Origin of the sequence: Streptomyces sp. NPDC091682, from assembly GCF_044756625.1 — a bacterium.
Lineage (GTDB): Bacteria > Actinomycetota > Actinomycetes > Streptomycetales > Streptomycetaceae > Streptomyces.
Window position 1 is genome coordinate 1 of sequence record NZ_JBIVTH010000019.1, and the last position, 26378, is coordinate 26378.

21 protein-coding genes and 1 pseudogene are annotated in these 26378 nt (G+C 67.7%); 11 read left to right on the forward strand and 11 right to left on the reverse strand.

The window, feature by feature from the left end:
* Positions 1-98 precede the first annotated feature (98 nt).
* A complete protein-coding gene (locus tag ACIQK6_RS33390) occupies positions 99-638 on the reverse strand; it encodes an RICIN domain-containing protein (RefSeq protein WP_402696356.1) in 540 nt (179 codons plus the stop codon).
* Positions 639-1211: 573 nt separating this feature from the next.
* Between ACIQK6_RS33390 and ACIQK6_RS33395 the strand changes: the two genes are divergently transcribed.
* The 3 genes from ACIQK6_RS33395 (at position 1212) to ACIQK6_RS33405 (ending at position 2758) form a co-directional block, all read left to right on the forward strand.
* Entirely contained in the window at positions 1212-1553 is a 342-nt protein-coding gene (locus tag ACIQK6_RS33395) for a HopJ type III effector protein (RefSeq protein ID WP_329097019.1), read from the forward strand.
* A 503-nt stretch (positions 1554-2056) separates the two neighbouring features.
* A complete protein-coding gene (locus tag ACIQK6_RS33400; RefSeq protein WP_329097017.1) occupies positions 2057-2236 on the forward strand; it encodes a hypothetical protein in 180 nt (59 codons plus the stop codon).
* Positions 2237-2428: 192 nt separating this feature from the next.
* Positions 2429-2758: a hypothetical protein gene (locus ACIQK6_RS33405; protein ID WP_402696357.1), complete on the forward strand. Its 330-nt coding sequence runs from the start codon at positions 2429-2431 to the stop codon at positions 2756-2758.
* Between the two features lie 67 nt (positions 2759-2825).
* On the opposite strand, the gene ACIQK6_RS33410 is transcribed toward ACIQK6_RS33405, so the two are convergent.
* Positions 2826-3470 (reverse strand): hypothetical protein, encoded by a 645-nt coding sequence (locus ACIQK6_RS33410; protein WP_402696358.1) that lies wholly within the window; start codon positions 3468-3470, stop codon positions 2826-2828.
* Between the two features lie 4 nt (positions 3471-3474).
* Positions 3475-3918, reverse strand: coding sequence for a hypothetical protein (locus ACIQK6_RS33415; protein WP_329097011.1), 444 nt, complete (start codon positions 3916-3918; stop codon positions 3475-3477).
* Positions 3919-4473: 555 nt separating this feature from the next.
* Between ACIQK6_RS33415 and ACIQK6_RS33420 the strand changes: the two genes are divergently transcribed.
* The 4 genes from ACIQK6_RS33420 to ACIQK6_RS33435 are packed head-to-tail and all read left to right on the forward strand — an operon-like array spanning position 4474 to position 12379.
* Positions 4474-5829, forward strand: a complete 1356-nt coding sequence (locus ACIQK6_RS33420) for a toll/interleukin-1 receptor domain-containing protein (RefSeq protein WP_402696359.1) — start codon at positions 4474-4476, stop codon at positions 5827-5829.
* Positions 5829-6833, forward strand: a complete 1005-nt coding sequence (locus tag ACIQK6_RS33425; RefSeq protein ID WP_329097007.1) for a MoxR family ATPase — start codon at positions 5829-5831, stop codon at positions 6831-6833. The genes ACIQK6_RS33420 and ACIQK6_RS33425 overlap by 1 nt, the downstream gene beginning before the upstream one ends.
* Before the next feature lie 6 nt (positions 6834-6839).
* Positions 6840-7880, forward strand: a complete 1041-nt coding sequence (locus ACIQK6_RS33430; RefSeq protein ID WP_329097005.1) for a hypothetical protein — start codon at positions 6840-6842, stop codon at positions 7878-7880.
* Positions 7877-12379 (forward strand): tetratricopeptide repeat protein, encoded by a 4503-nt coding sequence (locus tag ACIQK6_RS33435; RefSeq protein WP_329097003.1) that lies wholly within the window; start codon positions 7877-7879, stop codon positions 12377-12379. Before ACIQK6_RS33430 ends, ACIQK6_RS33435 begins: the two co-directional genes overlap by 4 nt.
* Here the strand turns inward: ACIQK6_RS33435 and ACIQK6_RS33440 are convergent.
* The gene (locus ACIQK6_RS33440) at positions 12373-12774 is read right to left on the reverse strand and encodes a hypothetical protein (protein ID WP_329097000.1); all 402 of its coding nucleotides are present in this window, start codon (positions 12772-12774) and stop codon (positions 12373-12375) included. The genes ACIQK6_RS33435 and ACIQK6_RS33440 overlap by 7 nt on opposite strands.
* A gap of 74 nt (positions 12775-12848) precedes the next feature.
* Positions 12849-14018 (reverse strand): hypothetical protein, encoded by a 1170-nt coding sequence (locus ACIQK6_RS33445; protein ID WP_329096999.1) that lies wholly within the window; start codon positions 14016-14018, stop codon positions 12849-12851.
* Between the two features lie 302 nt (positions 14019-14320).
* Here ACIQK6_RS33445 and ACIQK6_RS33450 point away from each other — a divergent pair, with 302 nt between their 5' ends.
* Complete coding sequence (locus tag ACIQK6_RS33450; protein ID WP_329096998.1) at positions 14321-14800, forward strand: hypothetical protein; 480 nt, start codon at positions 14321-14323, stop codon at positions 14798-14800.
* A 161-nt stretch (positions 14801-14961) separates the two neighbouring features.
* Here the strand turns inward: ACIQK6_RS33450 and ACIQK6_RS33455 are convergent, their stop codons facing one another.
* Positions 14962-15840: a hypothetical protein gene (locus ACIQK6_RS33455; RefSeq protein WP_402696361.1), complete on the reverse strand. Its 879-nt coding sequence runs from the start codon at positions 15838-15840 to the stop codon at positions 14962-14964.
* Positions 15841-16236: 396 nt separating this feature from the next.
* The gene (locus tag ACIQK6_RS33460; RefSeq protein WP_329096994.1) at positions 16237-16602 is read right to left on the reverse strand and encodes a hypothetical protein; all 366 of its coding nucleotides are present in this window, start codon (positions 16600-16602) and stop codon (positions 16237-16239) included.
* A gap of 264 nt (positions 16603-16866) precedes the next feature.
* On the opposite strand from ACIQK6_RS33460, the pseudogene ACIQK6_RS33465 reads away from it, so the two are divergent.
* Positions 16867-17561: pseudogene (locus ACIQK6_RS33465) on the forward strand (transposase family protein); the annotation flags it as partial.
* A 500-nt stretch (positions 17562-18061) separates the two neighbouring features.
* Here ACIQK6_RS33465 and ACIQK6_RS33470 read toward each other — a convergent pair.
* The 4 genes from ACIQK6_RS33470 to ACIQK6_RS33485 form a co-directional block, all read right to left on the reverse strand.
* Positions 18062-19159: a hypothetical protein gene (locus tag ACIQK6_RS33470; RefSeq protein WP_329096992.1), complete on the reverse strand. Its 1098-nt coding sequence runs from the start codon at positions 19157-19159 to the stop codon at positions 18062-18064.
* A 1174-nt stretch (positions 19160-20333) separates the two neighbouring features.
* Positions 20334-21131 (reverse strand): hypothetical protein, encoded by a 798-nt coding sequence (locus ACIQK6_RS33475; protein ID WP_402696363.1) that lies wholly within the window; start codon positions 21129-21131, stop codon positions 20334-20336.
* Between the two features lie 723 nt (positions 21132-21854).
* Entirely contained in the window at positions 21855-22691 is an 837-nt protein-coding gene (locus ACIQK6_RS33480; RefSeq protein WP_402696364.1) for a class II glutamine amidotransferase, read from the reverse strand.
* Between the two features lie 414 nt (positions 22692-23105).
* Positions 23106-24536, reverse strand: coding sequence for a DUF2252 domain-containing protein (locus ACIQK6_RS33485; protein ID WP_402696366.1), 1431 nt, complete (start codon positions 24534-24536; stop codon positions 23106-23108).
* Positions 24537-25055: 519 nt separating this feature from the next.
* Here ACIQK6_RS33485 and ACIQK6_RS33490 point away from each other — a divergent pair.
* Both ACIQK6_RS33490 and ACIQK6_RS33495 read left to right on the forward strand, forming a co-directional pair.
* Entirely contained in the window at positions 25056-25250 is a 195-nt protein-coding gene (locus ACIQK6_RS33490) for a hypothetical protein (protein WP_402696367.1), read from the forward strand.
* A 433-nt stretch (positions 25251-25683) separates the two neighbouring features.
* Positions 25684-26340 carry a GAP family protein gene (locus tag ACIQK6_RS33495; protein WP_402696368.1) on the forward strand — a complete coding sequence of 219 codons (657 nt, stop codon included), beginning with the start codon at positions 25684-25686 and terminating at the stop codon, positions 26338-26340.
* Positions 26341-26378: the final 38 nt, after the last annotated feature.

A 26378-nucleotide genomic window follows, 5' to 3' on the forward strand; every position in this document is an offset into this window, starting at 1 on the left:
CCCCAGCCCGATCCGGTCCACCAACCGAGCGCTCATCGGACACCACCCCCTGGTATCCGTTGAACCGCCAAATCACCCCAAAGTCAACGGCATTGTAGTTAAGGCTGAAGCTGCCACTGCTGATCCCAGCGGCTGTTGCAGTCCCACAGCGTGGCCGACGCGCCGTCATGGGTGGCCTCCTTGTAGATGCCGAGGCACTTGTTGGAACCGGCGAACCTGGCCGCCAGATTGCGAATCGTCCGGTACTCCGGCGAGTTCACGACGGGGTCGACGAACCACCTCTGGTCGTTGGCTCCGTTGCAGTCCCACGCAACGATGTCCGTGCCGTTGCTGGTGCCGCCCCCCATGGTGCCGAGGCACTGGCCGTCACCGTTCTTGATCTCGTAGAAAGTGCCCCAGACACTGTTGCCCTTGGCCTCCGTGGTCCACCTCTGGTCCGGGTTGCCGTTGCAGCCCCACTGGATACCGAGAACGTGGTACTCAGCCGCCCAGTCAACGGCGAGGCACTTGCCGCTGCCCCGGTTGACGACGTCGTACTCGGTTGAGGCGGCGGAAGCAGCGGATGCGGACGATACGGCCAGCCCGGCAGCGAGTACGGCCACCGTGGCGGCTGACAGAGCAGCCTTGAGAATCCTCACAAGTCCCCCAGAGCAAGTAGGTTCCGTCAACGCACGAGGTTCGCGCGACGCGTTGAGCAGGCGACCGAGGTCCACCGCCAGCGTCGAAGCCCGGGACGGGTACCGAACGAGCCGTCAGCCCGTTGGAATCGGTGCCATGCCGTGAGGTCCACAGGTTCCAGAGCTGGTCTGAGGTCGTAAGCCGAGAAAAGGATGCGCGGTGTCACCATGGTCAACGTGCACGTGCGGTCCCGTCCTTAATGATCACCCTACAGGGTGGTGTGCTTCCGGTAAGTCCCAGTTTCCATAGGCCAGGACAGGACGAGACGGCCATGCCTGCAAGACAGTTGCTTGCCGTTCGCCAACCCGCGGCAGACCGAGGACGGCGTCGCGGCGTGGGTGATGTCGCCGTAGTACGCGGCCGACGCCGCCACGGCCACGGCTTCCACGTACGCACATTCCGAACCTCGTGACCTGCGGAAACGCTGCTCGTTCCGACATGTGGCCCGATTGCTACCGGCTGGCCTCAAGGGGGTATGGTCCCCCCGGTCACGGACGGCACTCAGATCGTCTGTCCAACACAAGGGAACCGACATGACTGATCTGAACTCGCTACGGGCAAGCCTCGCGTCAGGCGAGCACCAGTTCGCCGCCACCCTGACCTTCATCACCGCGCATTACGAATACCAGCCGCAGGCGTTCCGCAACGGCGGACTGGAAAACGCCTCAGGTGAGAACGAGGGCTCCTGCAAAACGCTGGCACTGGCCCTGCTGGAAGGACTGAGCGACCAGGAAACGCTGCTGGCGTTCGGCGAGCACTACCGCAGCGTGCTGGCAACGCCGAACGACACTGATCACAGCAACATCCGCAACCTCATGGCCCATGGCCTGGCAGGGGTGCGCTTCGCCGGGCAACCGTTGACCCGCAAGAGCTGAACAACGACGGGCACCGACAGCGGAGCGGGTCCAGCGGTCCCGGCACCGTCTCATCGCCTTTCCGGCAGAAGGCGTCGAAGCCGTGCCCTCGGCGGAGTGGTGCTTGCCCGCCCCGTACGGCGGGCCGGCGCCGGCGCGGCTGACCGTCCGTACCGACGGGCCCGCCGAGGCATCCCAGACCACGGTCGCGTTCGCACCCTACGAGACGCCCACCAGGGGACCACCGTCTTCACCTCCGGACACACCACGACGTGGACCGCGGGCGCCCGAGGCGAGACGGTCGTCATTTCGGACGGGCCGGGCGGTGCCGGGTACGAGATCTGCGACAAGTGCGGCCGGGGCCGCCCGGCATGTCCGATCGGGCCCCGCGCGCGGCACACCCCCATCTGCCGAAGAACGCGCAGCCACGCGCCCGGAGAGCAGCTGTCATGCGACCCTGTGTGCGCAGCCGGTCGAAGCGCGTCTCCTCGGAGACGTCCTTCACGTTCTGGAGCCAGCCCGCCGTGAGGGAGACGCAGTGCGGGGTCCAGGGCAAGTTCGGCCGGCTCGCCGGATCCCGGGGCGACGACCACGTCCTTCAGCGCCTGGGCCTGAGCCCGGGTGTGACGGCCGGGCGAGTCCCCGGCCGAGGCCTGCACGATGGCCTCGCCAAGAGCTGCGCGGCTCACGCCCGCTGGGACTGAAGTGCCTCGACCCCGATGACCAGGTCCGGCATGATTCCGCACGCGGGACCGCCGTCGGCAGCCACGGCAGGAGGATCGACCGTGACCTATCGTCCGTTCAGCAAGTCCGGCGGAGCGAGCATGCACTAAAACGACGTGGGAGGCCCGGACATGAAACGATTCCGCATCCCACAGCACGGGACCTGAACCTTGGTGAGTGAAGAGGCGTACCGCCGAGAGCTGGAATATCTCAGTCAGTACGCACACGACGACTGGCTCGGTTTCTCGGTCGTCAGCGGAGCCGTGGGGAGCTTGCTCGGACGGGGCGCCACGTTCGAGGAACAGATGGGACTGCTCCTGCGGATCGTCGCCGATCTGTACGACGCCGGGGCGCGACCGGGAGACCTGACGGAGTCGGCACAGGACCCCTTCCTGCCATGGAATTCGGACGGGGCCGGGGCTCTGGCGCGAATCGCGGCGGAGGTCGACGCGCATTCCCGGTTGCCCGACTCCGGTGACATCTGCTGGTTCACCGCGCCGTGAGGTCTGTTCGTCACGGTGGTGACAGACGTTCCGCCGTTGGGCGAGCCGGCATCACGGAGCGAACTGATCACCAGTGGGTGAGATCCACCAGGTACCGGCAGTGCGGGTCGTCCGCGCCATCAGTTGTCCGCCACTCCTCGCCGAGCAATGAGGGAAGTGCGGCGAGGAGGGCGGTCAGTGCACCGCCCGGCTGGACATCGGCGGCGATCACGCCGGATGCCTCGTCGCTGTCCATGTAGAGGCGCAGAAGACCTCCTCCCCGGAACAGGAATCCGCGCAGCCTTGCTGAGGGCCGTTCCTCGGACGGACGGGCCAGACATCGCAGGAGGGTGGCAGCCCAGTCGTCCGTGGTGAAGGGCGCTTCCTTCACCTGGGCCGGGTCGACGAGGTAGAGGTCCATTCCCATGACGGACGTGACCCTGTCCGAGGGGTAGACGTGTGTTCCGGTGTGCACCGCACGGAGCAGGGCGACGACGTCGTGCGCGGTGCGCAATTCCTCACCGGAACCGAGGGGGATCTCGTACGCCGTCAGGCGGGCGGGATCGCATTCGCCCCGGTCGCCGAGGGCGACCCGAACGGCCGGGGCCCCGGACGGAGCGGGCAGGACTCCCCGTACGTGCTGGTCCTCCAGCAGAGGTGCGTAGACGTAGTCCAGCAGAAGGCCGGCCACTTCCACCTGAAGGTCTTCGATCTCGTGCTCGTCTTCGCTCACCGAATCACTCATTCACCCAGTTCGGGCACTTCGGCATACCGTTGCAGTACGCGGTGATCACACCGATCACGTTCCCGGGCCCCGCGTCGTACCTCTTGTCCACCGTCTTGCGCGCGTACCGCACCTTGACGATGAGCTTCACGCGTCCGTGCGCCCGGTTGGAGGCCCACCCCCAGTACTGGATGTTGGCACCGTCCAACCTGTCGACGTTGCCTTGGAGCGGGATGTTGACCAGCGCGCACCTTCTGATGTTGTGTGCACCGGTGAAGTGGTTCCAACCCAGTTCGCCGTTGCCGACGCGCGTGGGGATCTTCCGGCCGTCCGGATCGGTCGCATTGCACTTGATGGTCTTCTCCCAGTAAGGGCCCGCGTGGGCGGGCGTGGCGAAGCCCGCGAGGAGTAACGTCGCTACGGCGATGGGTGTCATGAGTGTCGCGATGTTCCTCATGCCGTGACCGTTGCACGTGCCGAAAAGGCCGGTAAGTTACTTACGCGGTTTTCACTCCATTCGGCTATTCGTCATACGGCCCCTCCTGTCGGCGTGATCGGCCAGCCAGTCGCGGACCGTACGGGACCGGTGCGCCGAGCCGCGTCAGCTGCCTCTCCCTTGAGGAGACCTTGCGCTCGGCTCGCTCCTTGCCCGACGGTGAACCCGTCACCGATCGGACCGGCTATAGGCACGGCAGACGGCCCTCGCCCGCGAGGTGTATCTCAAGCCCTACGTGCCCCCTGGTACGGGCGCTTCGGGCATACCTTTCGGCGGACGGTGAGGTGTCACGGGGCTCGCCGTGCCACCCCACCGTTCTGGCGTTCCGCCGAGTGGAGCCGTGGTTGTCGCACGCGGGGAGCACTGGCTGCGGTAGGCCGATGGTGCAGAGGCCGCCAGTGGCCTGCCGTTTCTCGGGATCTGGCCCCCGCCATGCGGTGCCTGCAGCACAATCGGTTGTGTGACTCTCAGAGGAAGAGCCGGTCCGACACTGTACGGCGCTCCGGCCGGGGCGATATGACCCCACGGATCTTCATCAGCCACGGGGCGGGCAAGGACGCGTGTGTGCGGGCCGTACTGGACAACATCGTGCCGCGCCTGGTCGCGAGCGGCTACGAGGTATTCGTGGACGCGGAGAAGCTGCGGGCAGGCGACGAATGGCACGATGTGCTGTACCGCGAGATGTACCAGTGCGATGCGGCGATCGTTCTGCTCGGACCGGAAACCGTGGCAGCTCCCCGGTGGGTGAGGCGCGAGGCCGAGGTCTTGGTCGGCCGCTTCAAGGTCGGCGGACTCGCCGCCGTCCTCCCGGGGCTGGTCGGTGACGTGACCACGGCCGAGGCCCGCAGGCAGGGTTTCGACGCCTTGTTGTCGCTCCAGGCCGCCAAACAACCTCCCTGGGGCGACACGCTGTCCTCGCAGGCGAGTGCTCTCGACGTTGCCGATCGCATCATGGCGGAATTCTCGCCCCTGGGCTCGAGGGCGGGGGATCAGGGCGCTCGCGACTGGGCCAGACGTGTTGCCCGATATCTGGAGTCCGCCCGGCGCCGCAGCCCTGACAGCCTGGTCGACGCCGCCCGTCGACTGGGTCTCTGCGAGGACGAGTTGGTGCATGTCAAAGCCCGGATCGGCGCCGAACTCTACCTTTCGCATCGCATGTTGAGCGGCGGTGTCTCCGAAAAGCTCCCGTCAGCGGTGGAATGGCTGAAGCCCGCGCTCGGGGCGGACCAGCTGCGGCAGCTGTCCGCGGAGGTCATGCCGAGCTGGGTCGACCAGGAAGCCGCCCGATGCTTCCTGCCCGACGGGGCAGCCACCAAGTCGGCGGATTCCGGCGCATGCTCCCCTGTGCTCGTGTTCAACGCCTTCCAGGAGTGGACCGCAGAACAGTACGTCCGTCGTGCCCTGTCCAATGCCCCCGACACGTACAGCCTCGGAGCGTTGGAACGCGGCTTGCCCGAGGACGACTCCTCGTCGGCGGAGGAGCTCGAGGCCTCCTGCCGAGCCGCGCTGCGCCAGATCTTCCGCGTCCCGCCACGGATGCCGCTAGACTCCCGGACCGTCCGGCCGAATGACGGGACGCTCAACTATCTGGTGCTGAGTGCTGCCGACCACACCCCCAACGACGTATCCGTGGTGGCCGCCTCTCTTCGACGAGACTTCCCCTGGCTCGTGGTGGTCGTGCTGACTGGTGGCATCGAACCCGGGTCCGGAGACGGGTGCGACGGTTTGAGCGGGCTGGATGGACTCTCGGACACGGTCGTCGTCGTTCCACCGATCACCATGGAGGCCGAGACGGCCGCCTACCGGCTCATGAAGCGTCTGGACGCGGTCGTCCAGGGTTCCGGCATCCTCTCGTCGTCCGAGGTGATTTGATGTTCCCGCAGGCAGCCGATTCCACCGACATGCCGGACCGCCGTGACGGGCTGATCTACGTCATGCCTTCCGACCTTTCGCTGGCGGTCAAGGTGGCACTGGCGACCGGCCGCCCGCTGCTACTGCGGGGCGAGCCGGGTTCGGGCAAGTCTTCCCTCGCACCGTGGGTCGCCAGGGAGCGCGGCTGGCGCTACTACGAGCACGTGGTGACCTCCCAGACCCGGGCGCGAGACCTGCTGTGGACCTTTGATGCCGTGCGACGACTTGCGGACGCCCAGGCAGACCGTCGTCCCGGGCGCGGTCGGGCACCCCAGCACAGCGAAGACATGTACGTCCAGCCGGGACCGTTGTGGTGGGCGTTTGCTCCCCGGTCGGCCGCGCGGTTCGTCAGCCGGTCCGATCGGTCCCGCACCGGCCCGGGCCACCCTCGGCCGGGGGGACCTCGCCGGACGCTCGGGGCCGACGAAGGACGTTCCCCGGATCATGCCGTCGTATTGATCGACGAGATCGACAAGGCCGACCCCGATGTGCCGAACGGTCTTCTCGTACCCCTGGCCTCGAACGGGTTCGTGGTCGCCGAGACGGGGACCGAGGTGTGGGTGGAACCCGCCCGAGAATCTTCCGACGCGCCGTTCTCCCGGCACCTGATCGTCATCACCACCAACGAGGAGAGGGAGCTGCCCCAGGCGTTCCTCCGCCGTTGCGTCATCGCCCGGCTGCAGCCCCCGGAGGACGTAGAGGAGCTGGTCCGGATCGCCCACCGGCATCTGACGGCCCGGCTGCCGGAGGTGACCGCGGCCGATCTGGCGCTCGCCGCAGCCCTGGCCGAGGAACTGCAGGAGGTACGACAGGCGGCCTCGCGGGATGGAGTGCGACGCCCCAGTACGGCGGAATACCTGGATGCCCTTTGGGCCTGCCAGTCCCTGGGCATCACGGTGGGCGACGAGCGGTGGCAAGCCCTGCGGGGTCTCACCCTGGTCAAACCGCAGCAGCTGAAGGAGTGACCCCGCGTGAGTGACGGCGGAGCAGCCGGAACACGGGTGCCAGTCGCGGGCGCGCACTCCGAGATCTGGGTCGGCGACCTGGCCCGCGCGCTGGCGGGGTTCGGCGTGGATCCGGGCGACCGCGAACGCGTGCCGCGCATCGCCGCTTTGCTCGGGCTACGGGGCCTGGCATCGGAGCCGAAGCCAGCACAGCAGCAACACGAGGCACCCACACCGGACTCGACGGGGGACCGGGGTGCCATGCCAGGGCCCCCTCCACAGCCGGCCTGGCAGCTGGCAGCCGGTCCAGCCCCGCACGCCCGGGCGGACCTCGCGGCCCTGCCGGCCGCCGACCAACCCGTACACCTGACCATGCTCACTCCGCTGAGCGAGGCCGCTGGCAGCTCGCCCGCGTGGAGGTTTCCGGCGCTCGCGGAACGGGTCGAGGGTCCGGCGGAAGCCGAGCTGCCGCACCACCCGTTGCTGCCCCCCAACTCCGAGACGGCCACCTTGCAGACCGTGCTGTCGCGGACCGTGCCCGAGGGGGCGGTCGATACCCACCGGCTGCTTGAAGAGATCGCCACCGGCCGCCCGCTGGAGGAACTTCCCCGACTGCCCGTGCGGACCCTGCGCTTCGGGACCCAGGTGCTGGTCGATCTCGGCCCCGGCATGGAGCTCTTTGCACGCGATCAGGCGGAATTGGTCAACCGCATCACGGCGATCGTCGGGAGGCATGCCACCGACGTCCTCTACTTCGCCGAGTCACCACTTCACCACGCCGGCTCGGGGGCCGGCTGGACTTGGCGGCCGTACCGGCCGCCGGCCGCCGGTACCCGGGTCCTGGTTCTGAGTAGCTTCGGCTGTCACCTGCCCGGGACCGAGCCCCCGCCCACGCTGTGGCAGGAGTGGCAGGATCTCACCGCCCTCCTGCGGCGCAGCGGTTGCCTCCCTGCGGCGTTGGTTCCATTGCCTCCGGATCGCTTACCGGGTCGGCTCGCCTCGCTCATGCCTGTTCTGAGCTGGGACCGTTCCACCACCACCGTGCAGGCAGAATCGAGGGTGTCATGACGGCGGGCAGCCCTCGACTGCCGGGCCTGCCCGCCCGCGCACCGGAGCCGGAGGACCTCCCGCCGCAGGCCCTGAGGCTGGCCGTGGCGCTGAGCACCGCGGTCCGGATCGAACCGGAACTCCTGCGCATCGTCCGGGTACGGACGGAGCCGACACTGGACGTGGCCTCGGAATCCGACGTCTGGTACGGGCCGTGGTCGGTTCGCAACAGCGGCGCTTACATGGCGCTGCTGCCCACCCTGCTGACACCGCTCCGCGAACGGCTCAGCGCGAAGCTGTCCCGGGGCGGGCCGGAGGATCCACTGCGACAGATCGGCGATCTGGTCGCGGCGGTGCATCGGGGCCTATCCCCCGTTCTGGCCCTCGAGGAGCGCGTCACCTGGGCAGCCGTGCTCGCCGATGCCGGGCTCGGGGACCTCGTCGGACACACCGTGGACGAACTGATGGAACCCGTCCTGCGCGCCGCGATGGAGAATCCGGCCCGACACGAGGGACTGCGCCGCTGGTTCACGGGGGCGGGGCGGCGGCTGCCCGAACGGGTGCGGAGCAGCCACAACACCACCCGACTGGCCCGGATCCTCGACGTCGGCGCTGGCCCGGGTACGGGCAGGGGTGCGGGGAGCCGCGCCATGGCGCCGCCGGACCGCGGCCGATCGCCTGAGGCCGAGACGTTCGTACTGGCGGTCCGCCACGATGGCAGCCACATCACGGTGGGGGATGCCGCCTGGCCCGCCACCGCCATCAAGGTGCCCGACGGCCCCACCCTGGTGCTCGACGTGTCGGAGAACCCCATCTGGTGGGAGGGAGCAGCACGGATCACGCTGCGCCGGGGAGCGACGGTATCGGTGTCGGTCCGGAAGGTGCCCGTATTTCTGCGCACCGAGGCGGGCGTCGTCTACTCACTCGGCGCGCCACACGATTCCGCTGGGTGGGAGTACGGGCTTCCGGAGGCCTATGCCGCGGCGGGCCGCCTGACCCGGGCGCGGGTGTCTCAGCTGACCGACTTCCGCGCCATCCAGTACGGCGTGCGGCCGTTGCCGGCCGCCGCCACCCCGGCAGAGCACGGCACCCGCAGTTTGTCCGCGCTTCCGCCGTACCTTTCCCGGCGGGCGGATGAGGAACTGGCCACGGCCATGACCACGGCCCTCTCGCGGGAAGGCGACCGATTCGTCCTGCTCACCGGCGCGCCCGTGAGCGGTCGCACCCGCACTCTGTGGGAAGGGATGACCGACAGGCTGTTCGCGCGATGGGTGCTCTGCCCGCCCCGGGGAATCTCGGCGGGGGACCTCGCGGCCATGCTGCGTGAGGACCCGCTGGCCTCGCCCGCCGTCCTGTGGTTGGACGACCTCGACACTCGGCTGGCGGGGGAGTCCGGCGACGAGCTGGCCCGGTCCCTCACCGAGCTCCTCGGGGACCCGGCCACGGGGGACGTGCTGCTGCTGGCTACTGCCGGGACGGACCCCGTCGGCCTGGGCCACCAGGCCCGGAGCCTGCTCGCCCGTGCGATCACCGTACGATTGCCGGCCGTGTTCACCGAAGGTGAGCTGAACACCCTGGCAGAGCGGTTGCCACCGACCGATCCGCGGATCTCCGAGGCCCTGCGGCGTCACCGGCACGGCCGGATCGCCCAGTACCTCGCGGGTTTGGACCGCTCGTCGGCCGAACGGCGGGAGCCGCTCTGGCTGACCGCACGCAAGCGTGGCCCGCTCGCCGCCCCGCTGCCGAGCCCCGGCCTGTTCACCGGGCGGAACGCCGAGACCGAAGCGCTGCTGACCGCCCTCGCCCCGGCCGTCAGCCGGCGGCAGGCGCCCGTGGTCGCGGTGACGGGTCTGCCTGGTGTGGGCAAGACGGCACTAGCCCTGAGGGTGGCGCACCATGCCAGGGATAGCGGGCTCTATCCGGGCGGAGTCGTCTTCGCCAGCCTGAACGGGAACACCGCCGGACAGGACCTGTACTCCCCGGAGCGGGTGATGAACCTGCTGCTGCGCACCCTCGGTGCCCCACCGGCGGAGATCCCGGTCGAGGCCGCGGGACAGGCCGAGCTGTACCGGGTGCTTCTGGCCGACCTGGCCGACGCCGGCCTGCCCATCCTCATCGTGCTGGACGACGCGACTTCGTGGAGCCAGGTCCAGCCGCTGCTTCCCGGCGTGCCGGGTGTCGGAGTCCTCGTCACCACGCGTTCACGCAGCGCCGCGGGTACGGCGGAGCTCTTCGATCTGGTGCTGCCCGCTCCGGAGGCGGCCGTGGCCATGCTGGACGCGGCGCTGCAGCAGAGCGGACCGGACCACCGGGTACGGGACCAACCCGCCGAGGCGCTTCGGCTTGCCGAGCTCTGTGGTTTCCTCCCGCTCGCGCTGACCCTGTTGGCCGCCCGGCTGGCCGGGCATCCCGCTGTCGGGCTCACCGAGGTGGCGGTGGAACTGGCAGATTCCCGGGACCGGCTCAGGAGCCTCGAAGTCCACGACGGTGGTGACCGGTCGGTACGCGCCGCACTGGAGCTGTCCTACCTGCGTCTTGCGGCGCCCGAGGCGCGGGCGCTCCAGTACCTGGCGATCGCCCCGGGATCCGACGTCGCCACACCGTCGGCGGCCCGCCTGCTCGACGTTCCTTCGGGCGAGGCCCGGCGGTTGCTGGCGGCGCTGGCCGACGCCCACTTGCTGGAGTATGCGGCAGGGGAACGCTGGCGCATGCACGACCTGATCAGGCTGTATGCCAGAGAGCGCGCCGCCGAAGGGATGCCGATGGAGCAGGCCGCCGCGACCTCTCGGCTCACTGCCTCCTACCTCTCACGCACGCGGGCCGCGCAGGCCGCGCTACGCAAGGGAAACCGGCGCTTCCCGGACCGGGAGAGCGCCGTGCAATGGCTGGCGGAGGAGCGCCTCAACCTGCTGGCGGTGATCGACAGCGGCTCGGTGGACACCGCCGTCGACCTGGCCCTCGCACTGGTCGATTTCCTCACCGAGGAAAGGTTCTTCGGGGATCTGCTCCGTATCAACGACCGGGTGTTCGAGGCCGCCGAAGCGCGGTCCGACGAGGCCCTGCTGGCGACGGCACTTACCAACCAGGGGGCGGCGCTTACCCATCTGAGACGGTTCGACGAAGCCGTCGCGTGCTTCGAACGGGCTCATGACGTCTACCGCGAACTGGGAGATGCACCGGCGGACGCCCTTGCGCTCAACAACCTTGGAGCTGCCCTCCTGGAGGCCGGCCGGACCGAGGAAGCGACCGCCGTGCTGGCGTCGGCCGTCGAGCGCTACACCGTTTTGGGGTACGACCCGGAGCGCGCGGAGGTTCTCGACAACCTCGGTACGGCGCTGCTGCGGGCCGGACGGGCCACCGAGGCCCTCGACTCCTTCGAGCAGGCGCTCGGCCTGATGCCGTTGGCGGACCGGCCCCGGGAGGCGGCCCGACAGCTCGCCAACCTTGCCGGTGCACTGCGGTCCGTCGGCCGGCCGGCCGATGCCATTGCGGTGCTGGAGCGTGCCGTGGACCTTTACGCACAGGCCGGAGCACGCCACGGCCAGGCCCAGGTGCGCAACAACCTCGGCAACGTGCTGCGGCAGGTGCACCGCACAGTGGAGGCAGTCGAGTGTCTGACCGAAGCCGTCACGCTCTTCGCCGAGCTGGGCGACCGGCACGGCGAGGCACAGGCGCTCAACAACCTGGGGGCGGCCTTCTTGGAGGCCGACCACGTGCCGGACGCCGTTGACGCCCTGCTCCTGGCCAGCCGCATCCACGCAGAACTCGGGGACCGGCGCAGTGAGGCGCAGGCACTGAACAACCTCGGCCTCGCGCTCTTCGAGGCGGGCCGGTTCGAGGAGGCCCTGGACCATCTGCTGCGGTCTCGGCGCATCTACCGAGAGCTGGGCGATCGTTCCAGTGAGGCGCAGGCGCTCAACAATGCGGGCAACGCGCTGCGCCGGCTCGGGCGTCATGCCGAGGCCGTTGATCGGTTGTCGGAGGCGATCGCCCTGTCCCGGGAGGCGGACGACACCGCCGGCCTGCTGCGAACTCGAGACAACCTGGGACTGGCGCAATGGGAGGGCGGACAGCCGGGACTCGCCGCGGCGACCTTCCGGGCGAACCTCGTGGAGTACGCTGCGGTCGGTGACCGGCGGGGCCAGGCACAGGGGTTCAACAACCTGGGCAGCGCGCTCGTGGAGGAGCGGGAATACGAGGGTGCCGTGGCGGCGCTGAGGACCGCAGCCGAACTGCTGCAGGAGCTCGGCGACCGCGGGGCCTGGGCACACACGGTCGGCAATCTGGGCCTCGCGCTGGAGTTCGTGGGCAGCGTCGAGGAGGCGCTGCGTCAGCTGCGCGCGAGCGCGGAGGCCTTCGCCGAGCTGGGCGACATCAGCGGTCGATGCCAGGCCCTCTACAACCTTGGCAGCGCGCTGCGTCGTGCGGGTCGCCGCTCGGAGTCGGAGCAGATCCTCCGTGAGGCGGCCCGGTTGGCCCGGCTTGCCCGGCAGCCCGGACCGCCTTTGCCGACCTACTGATCCCCGTTGCTCGGGCCCGCCGCAGGTGAGGCATTGAAGATGTTCACCCCGTGGAAGTCCCGGCCCTGGATCACCGATCCCTGGAACGTCCCGCCCGAGATCGTGTTGGTCACGCTGCCGACCCGGCCGCCCTCGTCCTCTGCCACCTCGCCCCACCTCTCCAGGTCGGCGCCGAACTCGGGTTCCTGGGCGGCCCGTCGGACCAGTGCCCCGATCAGCTCCCGCGCCAGTCGTGGATCGGCCGGTGACTCCTCGAAGGCGGCCAGTTCAGGCTCTGCGGATTCACCGGTGGTCGGACGTCGGACAAGCCGCTGCAACCATCGCCAGAGTGAGTTCCGCGACGTGTCGGCGGCAATGCGGATCAGCAGGGCCGGCTGGATGAGGATCGGCTCCATCTCCCTACGACCTCCCTCCTGCCTCGACTCCGTCGTGGCCTCTGCGGTACACCGTACCGGGCGGCAAGCCACCCCTAGGGCGTGCCCGGAGGTGAGTGGGGAGGTGTGCCCGGAGCGGTCGGCGGACCGGCGGCGCCCGGCGCCGTGAGCTCCGGCATTTGCGGCGGTGTCGCAATCGCCCCCGCACGCAGCCGCTCGTACACGAGATCGAAGGTGAAGCCCGCGCTGAATCCCAGCGGGATCGCGAAGAAGAGCAGCCTGCGTACGTCCAGCTGGTCGAAGAGGGCCGGTACCGCCAGGAGTTGAGAGGCGAAGTAAAGCAGGACGGTCACCAGGCCCGCCCCCAAGCCCCTGATCCCCGCCCGTACCCAGCCGGTCTCCGTCTCGAAGGAGTTGCGGATTATCGCCCCGGCCACCGATGCGAGCAGCGGAGCCGCGGTCAGGGCCGCCAAAGCGCGTGCATCGGCACGGCCCGGTCCGTCGGCGAGGACGAGGGCCGCGAGGGCTGTGACTGCACACAGGACGGCGACCGTCAGCCCGCCGCCGGTCCGACGTGCCGACGACCGGTCAGCGCGCTCCTGGATTCGAGCCGCCTCCGCGCGTCGGGTTCGCTGCCGCATCAGACTGGCAGTCAGCCGCGCCGCACTGTCCGTGGACCAGTCCTGACCGAGCAGAGCGATGTCCTCGTCGTCCGCATGATTGCGCACCTTGTCGAGGTTGACCCACACCTGTCCGGCGCCGCCTCCGAAGGCGGCAACCGGCAGGACCGGAATGCCTTGCGCCATCGCGACGATGCCGGCCACCCGGGTGGCCTGCCCGCCGCCCACCAGAAGAACCCCGTCGCAGTTCAACAGCGTCCGGTAGTAGGAGACTTCCCACTCGCCACTCGTGTCCCGGTAGGTGTCCAAGGCGACCGAACTGCCCTCGGGCAGGGCGAAGGCGATCTCTCGGTGGCGCGGTGGATACGCCGCCACCCTGCCGGGGTTCTGAGTGTCGGTCCCTTCGGCGTAGCCGTGCACCACATCATGTTCGATGTAGGTGGGTTTACTGGAGAAGACTGCGATGTCACATCCCGCCCGAGCCAGTTCGCGCCCAAGCTCTCTGCAGGCAGCACGAGCCTGGCCGACCGCGCGCAGCGGAGGATTGAAGGCGCGTGTTCCGTCCACGCTGCCGACGACTGCTATCAGTGGACGTTCGCGCTGCGCCAAGACCATGCGTGATTTTATCCCGACGATCAAGATCATCTCTGGTCAATCCCGGGTTTGACCGGCGGTCACGGCGCCCCGTGAGTTGAACTGCGCCTCCGGCGCACGTCATCTCGGAGGGGCCGGGCGGTGCCGGGTGCGGGATCTGCGACTGGTGCGGCCGGGGCCGTCCGCACGTCCGATCGAGATCCCGGCGCGCGGGACACCCTCATCTACTGAAGGACGCGCAGTGCACCGGTCGGCTGCGGCTGGTGTCCCTCGCCCACCGGTACCAGGCGGACTTCCTCCAGATTCACGGTCAGCATGAGTCCTGAAAGGTTTGGGGAGTTGAGACGGAAGACGTGATCGGTGCCGACGAAGTCACGCCGTGGAGATGTACGTATGCGTCCTGGACGCTGTCGGTGGCGGCGTGGATCAGGCTGGTGAAGTGGCGTTGTCCCTGCCTCTTGGTCAGCTACTGCGCGGTGGCTGTGCCATCTCCGGCGAAGGCCGTCAGGCCGGCCGGCCGCGGTTCGGGCGAGGACCCGCCGAAACCACGGAAAGTGCTCGGGCTGGAGGTGGAACCCCGGCTCGGGCGCTGGCGGGTCGTCGCCCTCATGAGGCCGCTGGATTCCCGGGTAGATGTTCTGGTCGTCGACGGGTTGATCAAGGTGGTTGTCGGGGGTGTCCAGCGCGCCGTTCAGCCAGCCGCCGGTTCCCCGTGCTTGCAAGGCATGCACCGTGACGATCTGCCGCAGATCCCGCATCAGCCCCAACCGCACGTCATCACCAAAGCCGCCCTCACCCTGGCCGAGTTTTGCGCGATGCGCCAGGCGCGGTGACCCGCAGGCTCCACGGCCCCCTCTTACGTTCGCTCGACTCCGAACGCGCGTTCGCCAAGGCCTTGACCGACGAGGAGTAACCCTCGTTTCCAGCCCGTGGTGGGGGTGAAAGGGTGTTGACCCGGAGGCGGTCCGCGCAGCCCCGCACAGGCCACATCTTCTCACCTCGGCCTGTTCGAATCCCGGCGCTGTACGTGCCGCTTGAGCATGGTCATCGCGGTACGCGGGATGGAATCGTCCCAGGCCATGGCACGAGCGACCATGCTTTTGTCGACGCGTTCGGAATCAGCCATCGGAGGTATCAAGGGGACCAGGAAATCTTCCTGGTCCAAGTAGACTTTTCTGACAGCGCGATACAGTACGAGCTCTGCTTCGTAAGCCCTCTGCCACATTCGGCCTTCAGTCACGTTGTATTGCAGAGCCGAAACGGGATAGCCTGAAGTCCCCTCCGGCTGCTTCCCGAAATCACCCATGAAGACGCTAAAGTTGAGTTGGTGGATTGCAGAGCTGCATTGATTCCAGCCCTCCAACTCTACCTCGTGCCATCCTGGAAAATTCTCAGGATTTGTCTGCGCCCAGTCATGGCTAGCCATGCTGAACATCTGACGCCTGATAACGGGGTGGCAGTATGCGCCATTGGAGTAGGCTTTGATCTCCTTACGGTGCGCGTCGTGCAAGGCGTAAAGCATGGTGACCGCATACGACATCCGCAAGTATCCCAACTGTGGCACAACCTGCTCGGATGCGCCTTGGAAGCCGAGCCACTGGAAATCCAACGCCCAGAGAGTGCCTATCAGATCGGCATCGGTTTCGGCGAAGCGGCGATAAGTCCGCTCTTCAACCTCGCCGCGAACCTCTCCTCGGGACCTCAAGAATTCTAGTGCCTTCGCGTGGCGACGGTAGACATGTGCCGATTCATGGCCAACGAGGAAAGTGAGTGCAAGCATGGCCAAGCACTCCGCGTCGTACTCGAAATCCGGTGATCGGACCTGCGCGTACAGGCCCTCCAAATCCGTCCACCACGATACCTGGCCGTCCATCCGAACCCTACCGAAGAGAGGCTCCAGAGCTGGAGGAAGCCGCCAGTCACCGTTCGCCCACACTGGCATGTACACGTGAGAGCGTCCCCAATATCGGAGCAATAGGTGAGCCAGCACGTAAAGACGGCACACCACTCCGACGGGGATCACCAGTACGTACTCACGCTCGCGTAACTCCTTGGCGCGACAAGTGAAGAACGGAGAATTCACGATCTCCACTCGTGTGCGAAGTCCCACCCTATGGTCGAGGAAGGCCAGGTATGCGCGATGCTTGTTGAGCACACATTCACATAGCTCGGCCATTCTTTCTCTTAGTGAAGGAGGAAAGTCATCGCGCGTGACGGCCCCCCCGTATAATTCGATGAAATCATCTGCCAGCACGCGGTAGTCCGTCTCTTAGCTGTCGGCGCTGCAGATTTTACGGATGCCCATATGGGCAATTTTCACGGAAAGGACAGTTACCGGAATATCAATCTTGAAGCTCGCGGCTAGCAATGCATCCACGATCGCTGCGACCAGAAACTGGTCGTTCTCCCCCGGGTTTTCAGCGGCTCGTTGGATCTCCTCATGTCCGCAGATAACGCTGCGCAGCCTCCCGCGTATTGACGCGAACCACCTGCGTGCGATGAAGACCCGCTCCTCGTCGTCATCATCTCGGCTTCCCAGGTCATGTTCCAAGAGATGTTCAGCGATCAGCAGATCAAGATCGCGCTCCGACAAGCCTAGCAAGTGATCAAAAACTTCCCGCAAGCTGCCCTCCACCGTGGTCGCACCTGGCCCGTGACCGCCCTTCCCGGCGCTTGTCGACGAACCAGCCGTCGAAAGGAAAAGCTTAGTCGGAGCCAATAAAAGTGGTCTACCCCACTCCGCAGGACTGCCAAACAAGCAAAATGCGGCAGTGAGCGTTTTCAGCGTGGCCACTGATGGGTGACGGCGGTAAGATCGAGGTGAGGGCCGCAACGCACGAGGCCCCCGTGCCGTTGAGGGAGGTTTTCGAAGTCTCAACCCACCGGCACAGGAGCCCTGTTGGTTCCCTATCCTGCCGCACTCGACCTCCCACACGGGCTGGTCGAGTGGGTCACGATGCTCATCGTCACCCGCGAGGGTGGCCGACGGTGCAAACTCCGGCCCCACCAGCGGGCGCTCGTCCCTCTGGTGTACCTACGCCGCCACGACACCCTCCCCCGGATCGCGGCCGGCTTCGGGATATCCGTCGGCACCGCCCACGCCTACGTCACCGCAGTGACCAGTCTGCTTGCCGACCGCGCGCCGGGCCTGTTCAAGACGCTGCGCGAGCACGACCCGGAGTTCGTCCTGCCGGACGGGACCCTCGCCGAGTGCGACCGCGTCGGCGACAGTCGGGCCGGCTACTCGGCCAAGCACCGCGGGCACGGCGTGAACGTCCAGGTCGTCACCGATCCCGCCGGCGAGGTGCTATGGATTTCGCCCGCGCTGCCGAGCCGCACCACGACCTGACCGCGGCCCGCACCCACAAGATTATCCGGATCTGCGAACGCCTCGGAGGTCCGATCCTCGCCGACCGCGCCTACCAGGGCGCCAGCCCCTGGGCCACCACCGGCCTCAAACGCCCACCCGGCGGTGAACTCGCCCTCACCCAACGCACCGTTAACCGGGCCCTGGCCGCGGCACGGGCACCGGATGAACGCGGCAAAGCACGGCTGAAGTCATGCTCGCTGCTGGCGGCTCGCCGCAGCCGGATGGGCGGACGAGCCGGGCAAGGCCCCGGAGCGTGGACGGCAGCTGCGGCGTGCACACCCCTATCGCGTGAACGGAGGATAGAGGTGTTGCTGCCTCCCAGGGGGCACATTGACCGACGTGAGGTGCACACTGCCGGCAGCTCGCAGTGCAAAATGTCACCGCATGAGCCGGTGCCGTGTGGTGACGTCGTTCCTTCAGATCGTGATCCAGGCATGTCCAGGAGGAGGGTGCCTCATGCGGCCACCCTCGCGGAACGGGAGGGTGAGCGGCCGCTGTTGAACGCCGTGGATCAAGAACCCGGAATGTCGAACAAGGGTGGCTGTGAGGCCGGTGGGACGTATGAGTTCACCTTCGGTCTCTTCTTCGTGCTGCGGCTGCGGGCCCGTGTCGCCCGTGCGCGGGGCGTCTCCTCGCTCGTTTCGAACCCCAACACGACGCTGTACCCCTCACGGGCACGCTGCAGCCCGAAGTCCCGCAACTGCTCGACGCTGGTTTGCACAGTTCAGACCAAGCCGAGCTTCACCAAATCCGCGAACTCTGAGCCGACGAGGTAGCGGCCCACCCTTTCGTAGCTGAAGATGCGCCCACCCTGACTTCCGAGCGTGCAGTCGTCTTTGAGGAGAATGCGGGCGTACGAGACGGGAATGTACATGCCGTGGGCCAGCTCGGAGGTAGGGGCTGCCGAGTCCCGCCAGTGTGCGAACTTCAGGAAGCATGAGTCCTGGGAGGGGCGCCACTCGTGGGAGCGTGCAGGCTTGGAGCTGATCTTTGCAACACGGTCCAAGCGGTCCATCTGGTCCAGGAGTTGCTTGTTCACCCGGTATTCCTTGGTCCGGGGACTTAGTCGTTTGTACTGGACGAGGACGAAGCTGTGGCTGGGGTGGTGGTAGTAGATCATGTCCGTGCCTAGTCGGCTCTCGACCGGAGTGGCATTGACGTTGACGCCCTCGAGGCGGCGTCCGGTGGAGTCTTCCAGGACGTGAATGTCACATCGCACGTCACTGAGGCGTCGCCAGTCGTCGAAAAGCAGAGCCTCGCTGCCCAGCCCGGCGCGTACGTCGTGGTCGATGAGGCTGTTCTCCACAGGGTCTGGGATGAGGCCCGCGAGGTACGGCGCGTCCCGTGAGGCGGGGCGTCCCCAGGCCGACAGTGCGGAGTGAGGGAAATCGGTTACCCGCGTGAGGGACTGAGCCGCGTCTCTCTGTTCCTGCCACGCACGGTCCGCCGCGTCTTCGACGTCGAAGCGGATCGGGTTGAGATTGGCGAGAAGCCACTCGATGTACTGGGCCAACTCGGGATGTTTCCTTAGGAGCGCTTCCTGGAGAGCCTGCCAGGTTGTCATGCCGCAGTGTCCCGCGCTTCCGGAGAGGGCCTGCTCCACATGGGATCGATGCGTCGAGGAAAAGGAGGCCAAGATCCCGTCGGGACCGTCCAGAGGCACCGGCCGCGGACATCTGCGCATGGGCTCGATGGTGATGCTGCTGTCGACAGGCCCCACGGTGTTGAAGCGCTGAACCGATCCGACCCAGGTGATGAAGCGGCCGTGTTCGGAGAGCTCCCTGCGACTGTTGCCCGTGGGATAAGTGCGGTTGTCGCACACCAGAAACGCTAACCGGGTGCCGTTGTCTGATGTGTCGAGCCCTGGGAAGCCCTTTCGTAAAGCGTTCCGTGACGAGCCAGTCGGATTCGTTCTCGGCCATCTAGGCCGAGGTGAGGGTCACTATGTACGTCATGATCGGACTCTATCGACGGCGCCATGGCAGCAAGCGCCGGTCCGGCCCGGCAGGCGCTGCGCGGGCTCGCGGGGCTGAGCCGGGTCCAGTTCGAGGCCGGGACGACTGAGTCAGTATCGTCTGCGACGAGCGAAGGGCTGGTGGAGCTGCGTCATGGCAGTAGGGCAACTGGCCCGGATGCAGAGGGGCGACCTGCCTTGCGATGACCAGTCGCTTGATCACGGTGGACAAGTCTGAGGCGCCCTCGGGGAAGCGAGTCGGCCTGAACCCTCCCAATCTGCGTGACGTGCCGTCAAGAAAGTCAGCATTTAGTCAGCATCGGCCCCCACATTCCGAAGTGGCTGTCTGATACGACGCCTGGTCGGCAGCGTCACGTCAGCCCGGTGCCCACGGAAGTGCAGGTCAGGAGCCTTCTCGCCAGAGGCAATCGATTTTCCTTAGGATCTCCGATCGGACGCCTCCCGGTGTAGAGTGCAGAACGCCCTTGACCTGCATAAAGCTGGCAGGGAGCCGTCCTCTAGGAGCTCACATTGCTTCGTACCATGTTCAAGTCCAACACCTGACATCTGGGCGTTTCCGCAGGTCATCGGCGTGACGGTGGGGATTTGGTCAGCAATCAGTCAGCATCAGCCCCTTGGGCTGCTCACGGAGGCACAGCAGCTGGCGGTCGCGCATTGTTGCTGGCGCAGGGGCTTGCCGGTGCGTCGTGACGGCCTCTGCCACGTGTAGCCCGACCTCCTTGAGGCCGCCGCCCGGCCCTATTCCGCCAGGGACACGGGTGCAGTCATCCATCGGGTGGCGAGGGCGTGGAGCAAGGCGGTGGCAACCTCCTCTCCTTCGTTGAGGGGGAAAGAGCGCTATTCCGGCAGCAGTAGGACGGGACTGGCTGACGCCATCGACCGACTCCACGACGCAGGAGCGGTCCGGAGCTACTTGGCAGCGATGGGGACCTGTTTCCCGGGGTCGATGGGCCCGGACGGCCGATGTGTACCCGTGACGCTTCCGGGCGGGCGGTTCCCTATGTCTGATGACGAGCATCGTTCAAGGAAGGCGGGGAACGAGCTCCAGCCAGGCTCGCGTCTCCTGGAAGGCAGGGTCGTCACCTTCCAGGAGTGCGCGGAGAGGAAGCAGCGGAGTCAGCATGTTCTTGATCCGGCGTAGTTGCAGCATCTGATCCCGCGGTGCTGATTTCCACCCTTTGGCGAGCCGCGCGCCTGCCTCCAGTGAAACTCCCACGTTCCGCATGATCTCTGAGCAGAGAGCGGGAAGGTCCCGAGCCGCATCCGCGTTACTGACCCCGAACTCCCTGATCATGTAGGCACGCACGTAGGCAGAATCAGCGATCGCCTGTTGTGGCGTATGGCTCCGCTCCTTTCTTGAGATTGCGGAGAGAGCGAGACGACCCCAGCGGAGCCTTGTTTCGTCTGAGAGACCAGGGGACTGCATGCCGCCGACGGCGAAGTCACGCAACTGTTCCCAGTGCTCCAGCGAACAGGCCCTCGCTTCGGGTGTCAGCAGGTGCCGTTCCAGGTCCTCCAGCGAAGAACCGAGGAACCGGCGCCCGCTCTCGTGGCAGCCCTGCGTATCAGGGGAACGGTCAGAGGACGGGGATTCCGCCTCGCCCGCCGCACGCACAGGCGCCCCGTTCGTCAGCACGGGGTGCTTCAGCTCGGTGCCTTGAACGTGCTTCGGGATGAACACCAGCTCTCCCTCCTCAGTCACCGCCCACTTCACCGTCCCCGAGTTGATCATGTCATCGAAGCCTTCATCGCCAGCACGTATGGGCTCTACTCCGAGACGTTCGGCGTCTGCCAGCTCGTCTGCCAGTTGGTCCTCCATCCGATTGTGGAAGAGGCACGGTGAAAGTCCTCTTGGGTCGCTCCACGTCTGCGGGTTGTTGACGTACGTCGCCGGGTTCGGTGCAGGAACGAGCCCCGTCACCGCGGTGAGACGGTCCTCCGCGTCCCGCTGGTAGCGCCAGGTGTCGGGCTTCCGAGAGAGCCGGGTCTTCTGGCGTAGGACGATCCGGCCCTGGCCGTCGTGTTCGTAGCGGACGGCACCCGCGCTGGTGATCCGAGTGCCCTGGACCGTGCACCGGTAGAGACCTGGCCACGAAGCGCCGCGCGAAGCGCGAGTTCGGCCTGTGCAGGGGGCTTCCCGGTCTGTCGAGAGCGGACGCCGACCGTCCGGGTGAGCGCGTGGAACGGAGACACGCGCACTACGGCGTGCGTCGGCGCCTGCCTGTCACCTGGTGCTCACCGCACCTGTGGCACCAGCCCGTGAAGGCACGGCGGTCAACGGTGGTGTGCCGGGCGAGCCCGCGGGCGGGAGCGGGCAGGCCGCGCCTTCCGGCAGCTGCACTTACCCGGCCGATGCCGGACGCGTCGCCCGGCTGCCCGCCCCAGCGCCGGTGCCGGTCACGGTGCCGGTGATGCCCGTGCCGTCGTCGGCGGCGGAGTAGCCCTTGTGGTTGTTGCCGGCGCGGCCAGCGCCACCGAACCGCCGGTGACGGGGCATGCCATGCCGGGGCTGAAGGCCGGTTGTGTGGTGCTGGGCGAAGCGTCACGCCGGTTCCGGGGTGAAGGGACACAACGCGTCGGCCCCGGCCCGTACGACGCCGTAGCTGCTCTCGGGTACCTCGTGCCAGGCGCCCGGCAGATCGCCGAGGGGTTCCGACACCACCAGGCGGGTCTCGTCGGACACTTCCTGAAGGAACGCCATGTCGGGGTGCAGTTTGCGCAGTGCGTCCACGCGGGTGCTGTAGAAGAGCGACCGTGAGGAGCCCTGGCTGGAGTAGCGGAAGGCCCACACAGCGTTCCCGTCACTGACGGCGACCGTCATCTGTACCGGGTACTCCACGCCGTGCTCGCGGCCGACGCGTTCCACCAGCCCCACCATCCTGGCGACGGCGCCCGGCGGGTGCTCCTCCAGGCCGAAGGTGAGCGCCAGGTAGAACATCGTCTCCGAGTCCGTCGTCCCCTCGATCTCGGAGTACAGCGCGGGGTCCACGAGCAGGGTGAGGTCCCGCCGCATCGCGTGAAAGCCTGCGACGGACCCGTTGTGCATCCACATCCAACGGCCGTGCCGGAAGGGGTGACAGTTCGTCTGCTGCACCGCCGTCCCCGTCGACGCCCGGATATGGGCGAAGAACAACGGGGAGGTGACGTGGTCCGCGAGCTCCCGCAGGTTGCGGTTGTTCCAGGCGGGGCCGACATCCCGCATGAGCGCCGGGGTGCCGTCGCTGCCCTCCGGGTACCACCCGACGCCGAAACCATCGCCATTCGTCGTCTCGACACCCAGTTTGGAGTGCAGGCTCTGGTCGATCAGCGAGTGGGCCGGTTTGTAAAGGATGGTGTCGAGCAGCAAGGGTGTTCCCGAGTAGGCGAGCCATCGACACATGAGCGATCACCTGTGTTCCTACCTGCACCTGCGGGAACATCGCGGTGTCCCGCTTGCCCCCGGCTTCCCGAGTCTCCGATGAGTTCGCCGGTCTCCGCGCTGCCGCGCTCCGCTGCCTTGCCGGCCCTGCCTCGAGCCCGCTGAGGATGGAGCGCCGCCTACCGGTCTGCCGGCGCCACCTTGTCCGCTGATCGGGTGACTCTCATCCGGTCAATCTCATTTTCGCCTCCCCTGCCATGCATCGCCATGTGGGTGCGGATCGGACGGCCTGCTCCGAGCTCGGGGCGAGGGAACCAGCCGAGCTGTTCCGCTCCGCCACGGTCGTGTGACATCGGCACCGCAGCCGGGCCACCGCATGTCAGCGTCAGCGGGCGGTGTATGCCCGTCGGCCCGGCGCCGACAACGGCGCAACGGTCAAGCTGTGGGGAGTTCCTGCGCAGGGAGCCGGCCTGCGCGTATTGCGTCGACCAGGGCTTGATGGTCACGTTCGTTCTGGTCGGCGTAGGCTTCGGCGAAGGCGGCGAGCGCCCGGTCGAAGGCTTCGCCGCTGCCCAGGTACGCGGCGATCGCAACCCGGTCGCCCGACCGGGCGTGCGCACGGGCCAGCGTGATGCCGCACATCTCGCCGAACGTCTCCAACTGTGCGGGCGGCATCGTCTCCGGCAGGGCGATGCCCTTCCAGTCGCGCAGCTGGCGGATGTAGAAGTCGCGCCGCTTGCCGTCGATCCCGTCCACCCGTTCCCAGCCGAGGAAGATGTCGCTCGCCGCCTGCATCAACCGCTGCCCCGAGACCACGCGTTCGCCCTGGTTGCGGAACCGGCTCGCGCCGACGTGCTCGGCGAGTACGGAGGTGTCTGCTTCTTTGGCCTGGAGGAAGAGGGGGTCCTGGCCGTCGCGGCCGAGGAGCAGGAAGATCCAGCAGCGGGTGCCGACGCTGCCGACGCCGACCACTTTGCGGGCCACATCCGCCAGCTGGTAGTCCTCCAGGAGTGCCCGTCGGTCGGTTGCCATCGTGAGGCCGTAGCGCTGGATCAGCCGACGGAACTGATGTTCCAGCTCGCTGCGTTCGACGTCCGGCATCAGGTCGGCGAGCGGTACCAGCAACGGGGGGTCCGCCGCGATCCTGGGCCGGCCGTCGACCAGCTCCGTGAGTTTGTCGAAGACCTGCAGGGTGTCGTGTGTGCGGGCCTTCGCCATGGCATTGGCCAGCTTCTTCCGTCCGCGCTTGCCGAGCTGACCCGCGGTGAGATCTTCCAGGCGGTCCGCGTCGATCTTCGAGTACCAGACGTCGAGGTTGCCCATGCCGGCGAAGTTGCGCATCGCCCCGCGGTACGAACGCACGGTGGAGCTCACGATGCGTGCGCGCTCCCCGTCGTCGAAGCCGTTCGCCCGGCCGGCGATGACGAGACTCGTGGACAGTCGTTTGACGTCCCATTCCCAGGGGCCGGGCAGCGTTTCGTCGAAGTCGTTGATGTCAAACATCAATTGCCGCTCAGGAGAGGCCAGCAGCCGGAAGTTCAGCAGGTGCGCGTCCCCGCACAGCTGGGCCGTGATCCCCGAGTCCGGGCTGCCGGCCAGGTCGGACGCCATGATCGCGGCGGCTCCCCGGTAGAACCGGAACGGGGACTCCGACATCCTGCTGTAGCGGATCGGGACCAGTTCGGGCACCCGGGCCGCGGACTGTGCCTCAAGGATCGCCAATGGGTCCGGTCGGTCCGGAGACGGCCGGTAGCCGGCGTGCGACGATCGCGGCGAGCGGCTCCGGGCCTCCTTGCCCTGGGCCGCGCGTTCCTGGGGCGTGCTGTGGGGCACCGCGCGCATCGCGGTGGCTGCGCTTTCGGACATCAATGCACTCCTGCCTGACCCTGCGGTCCTCAAGACGGGAACGGCGCCCTGCACTACGCGCAGTGTCCAGTGGCGCCGTGGGCCGTCTGCGTCAGCCTCGGGCGTCGATCTCGGCCTCTGCCAGAACCGGGGTTTCGTACGCAGTGGACATGGCGCATGTCCTCCGGGGTATCTGGGGTGTTGTCGCGCCCGCCCCGAGCGCGCGGGAGTGACGTGAAGGAGCGGAGGCCCGCAGACCATCGGTCTCCCCCTCCTCCAACCCTAGGACCCCTCCCGATCCTGCGCGCGGGGTAGCCGGGTCAGCATCTGAGACCGGTGCGGCCGTTCCGACAGAATCGACCGAGGTGTGCCACGGAGGCGGCGCGCAGCCCGGTGCCGGCCGGCGGGAGCGCGACTGGCAGCATCCGCAGGACGGTCGGGGTGAGCAGCGCGTGGGGCCGGTCGGGGCTGCTCCATCCCGGGGGCAGCTTTACTGGCAGGCCGGCTCTCCGAACGCTACCCGACCCTCGAAGTGCGCTGTTGCGAGGCCAGCCGCCACTGGAGGACGACGACGACCCGTCCTCCGCACTGCTCCTTGCCGGCGGTTCCGGCACGGCACTCGCCCTGGCGGTTGCAAGGTTGCTCGGCGACGTCGAGGCGATCGCCCTGCTGCAGGAGTTCGCCGCCAGGGGCACGCGTATGGTCCGGATGGTGCACGACCGCTCCCCCTCATGAAGGCATCAACAACGTGGTTGCGGACGATGTCCGTCGAGTCCACGAGCGCCGCAGCCCGGCCTTTTCCGGTGTCCCTCGAAAGAGCCTCACCACTGGGCTGGAGGGGCGGACGGGTGAAAGGCCGCGTGGCGTCGCCGCTCTCCTGGGTTTCAGCGGGGATGGTTGTGCCCTCGGCGAGGATCGTGACGACCACAGGAGGCAGTGGTGAGCCTGCCACCGGACGAGCGCGCGGTGCCATCCCTTGTGCCGGGAAGGCAGGAGGTACCGGTGAGCGCGACCTCAGAGGCGGGAAGGGCTGCCCCCTGGGAGGACAGGCCGGAGACCGGGGCGTCGCGCCGGAGCGGGACGGGCGACACCCTCGCCCGGCGGATCCGGGAGAACGGCAGCGCCGGGGGACCGGGTGCGGCGCCGGCGTTCCGGAGTGGTCGCCGACATGGCTCTTGACCTTCTCCTGATCGGCCTGGGCATCGCCCTGGATCCGATCCCCGTGACCGCGTTCATCCTCCTGCTGTCCGCCGACCGCGGCGTACGCAAGGGGTTGGTCTTCATCCTTGCCTGGCTCGCCTGCCTGGTCGTCGTCCTGGCCCTGGTGGTGTTCGCGACGGGCGGCACCCCTCCTCCGCCCAAGAGCGCCCCGTCGACGGCTGCCCTCGCGGGCAAACTCGCCATCGGCGTCGGACTGGTCGTCTACGGGGAGCACAAGCGCCGCTCGCTCCGGCGCCCCCGCACCCGGACCCGCAAGCCCCCGGCGTGGGCCGCCCGTCTGAACGAGGTCTCGTACTGGACCGCCGCCGGGCTGGCTGTCCTCCTCCAGCCGTGGGGCCTGGTCGCGGCGGGCTGCGCCACCGTCGTCGACGCCGACATGTCCGAGGCCACCACGGTCCTCACCCTGTTCGGGTTCTGCCTGCTGGCCACCGCCAGCCTGCTCTCGATGGAGCTCTACGCGACGTTCGCCCCGCAGGCGGCACAGGACAGGCTCGGCCGGCTGCGGGCCTGGATGGAGGACCATCAGGATCAGGCGATCGTCGCGATCTCGCTGCTCATCGGCCTTTGGCTGGTGGGCAACAGCATCTATCAGCTCACCAGTTGACATGGAGTCGGGCGCGGCCCGCACACCAGGAGCCGGTG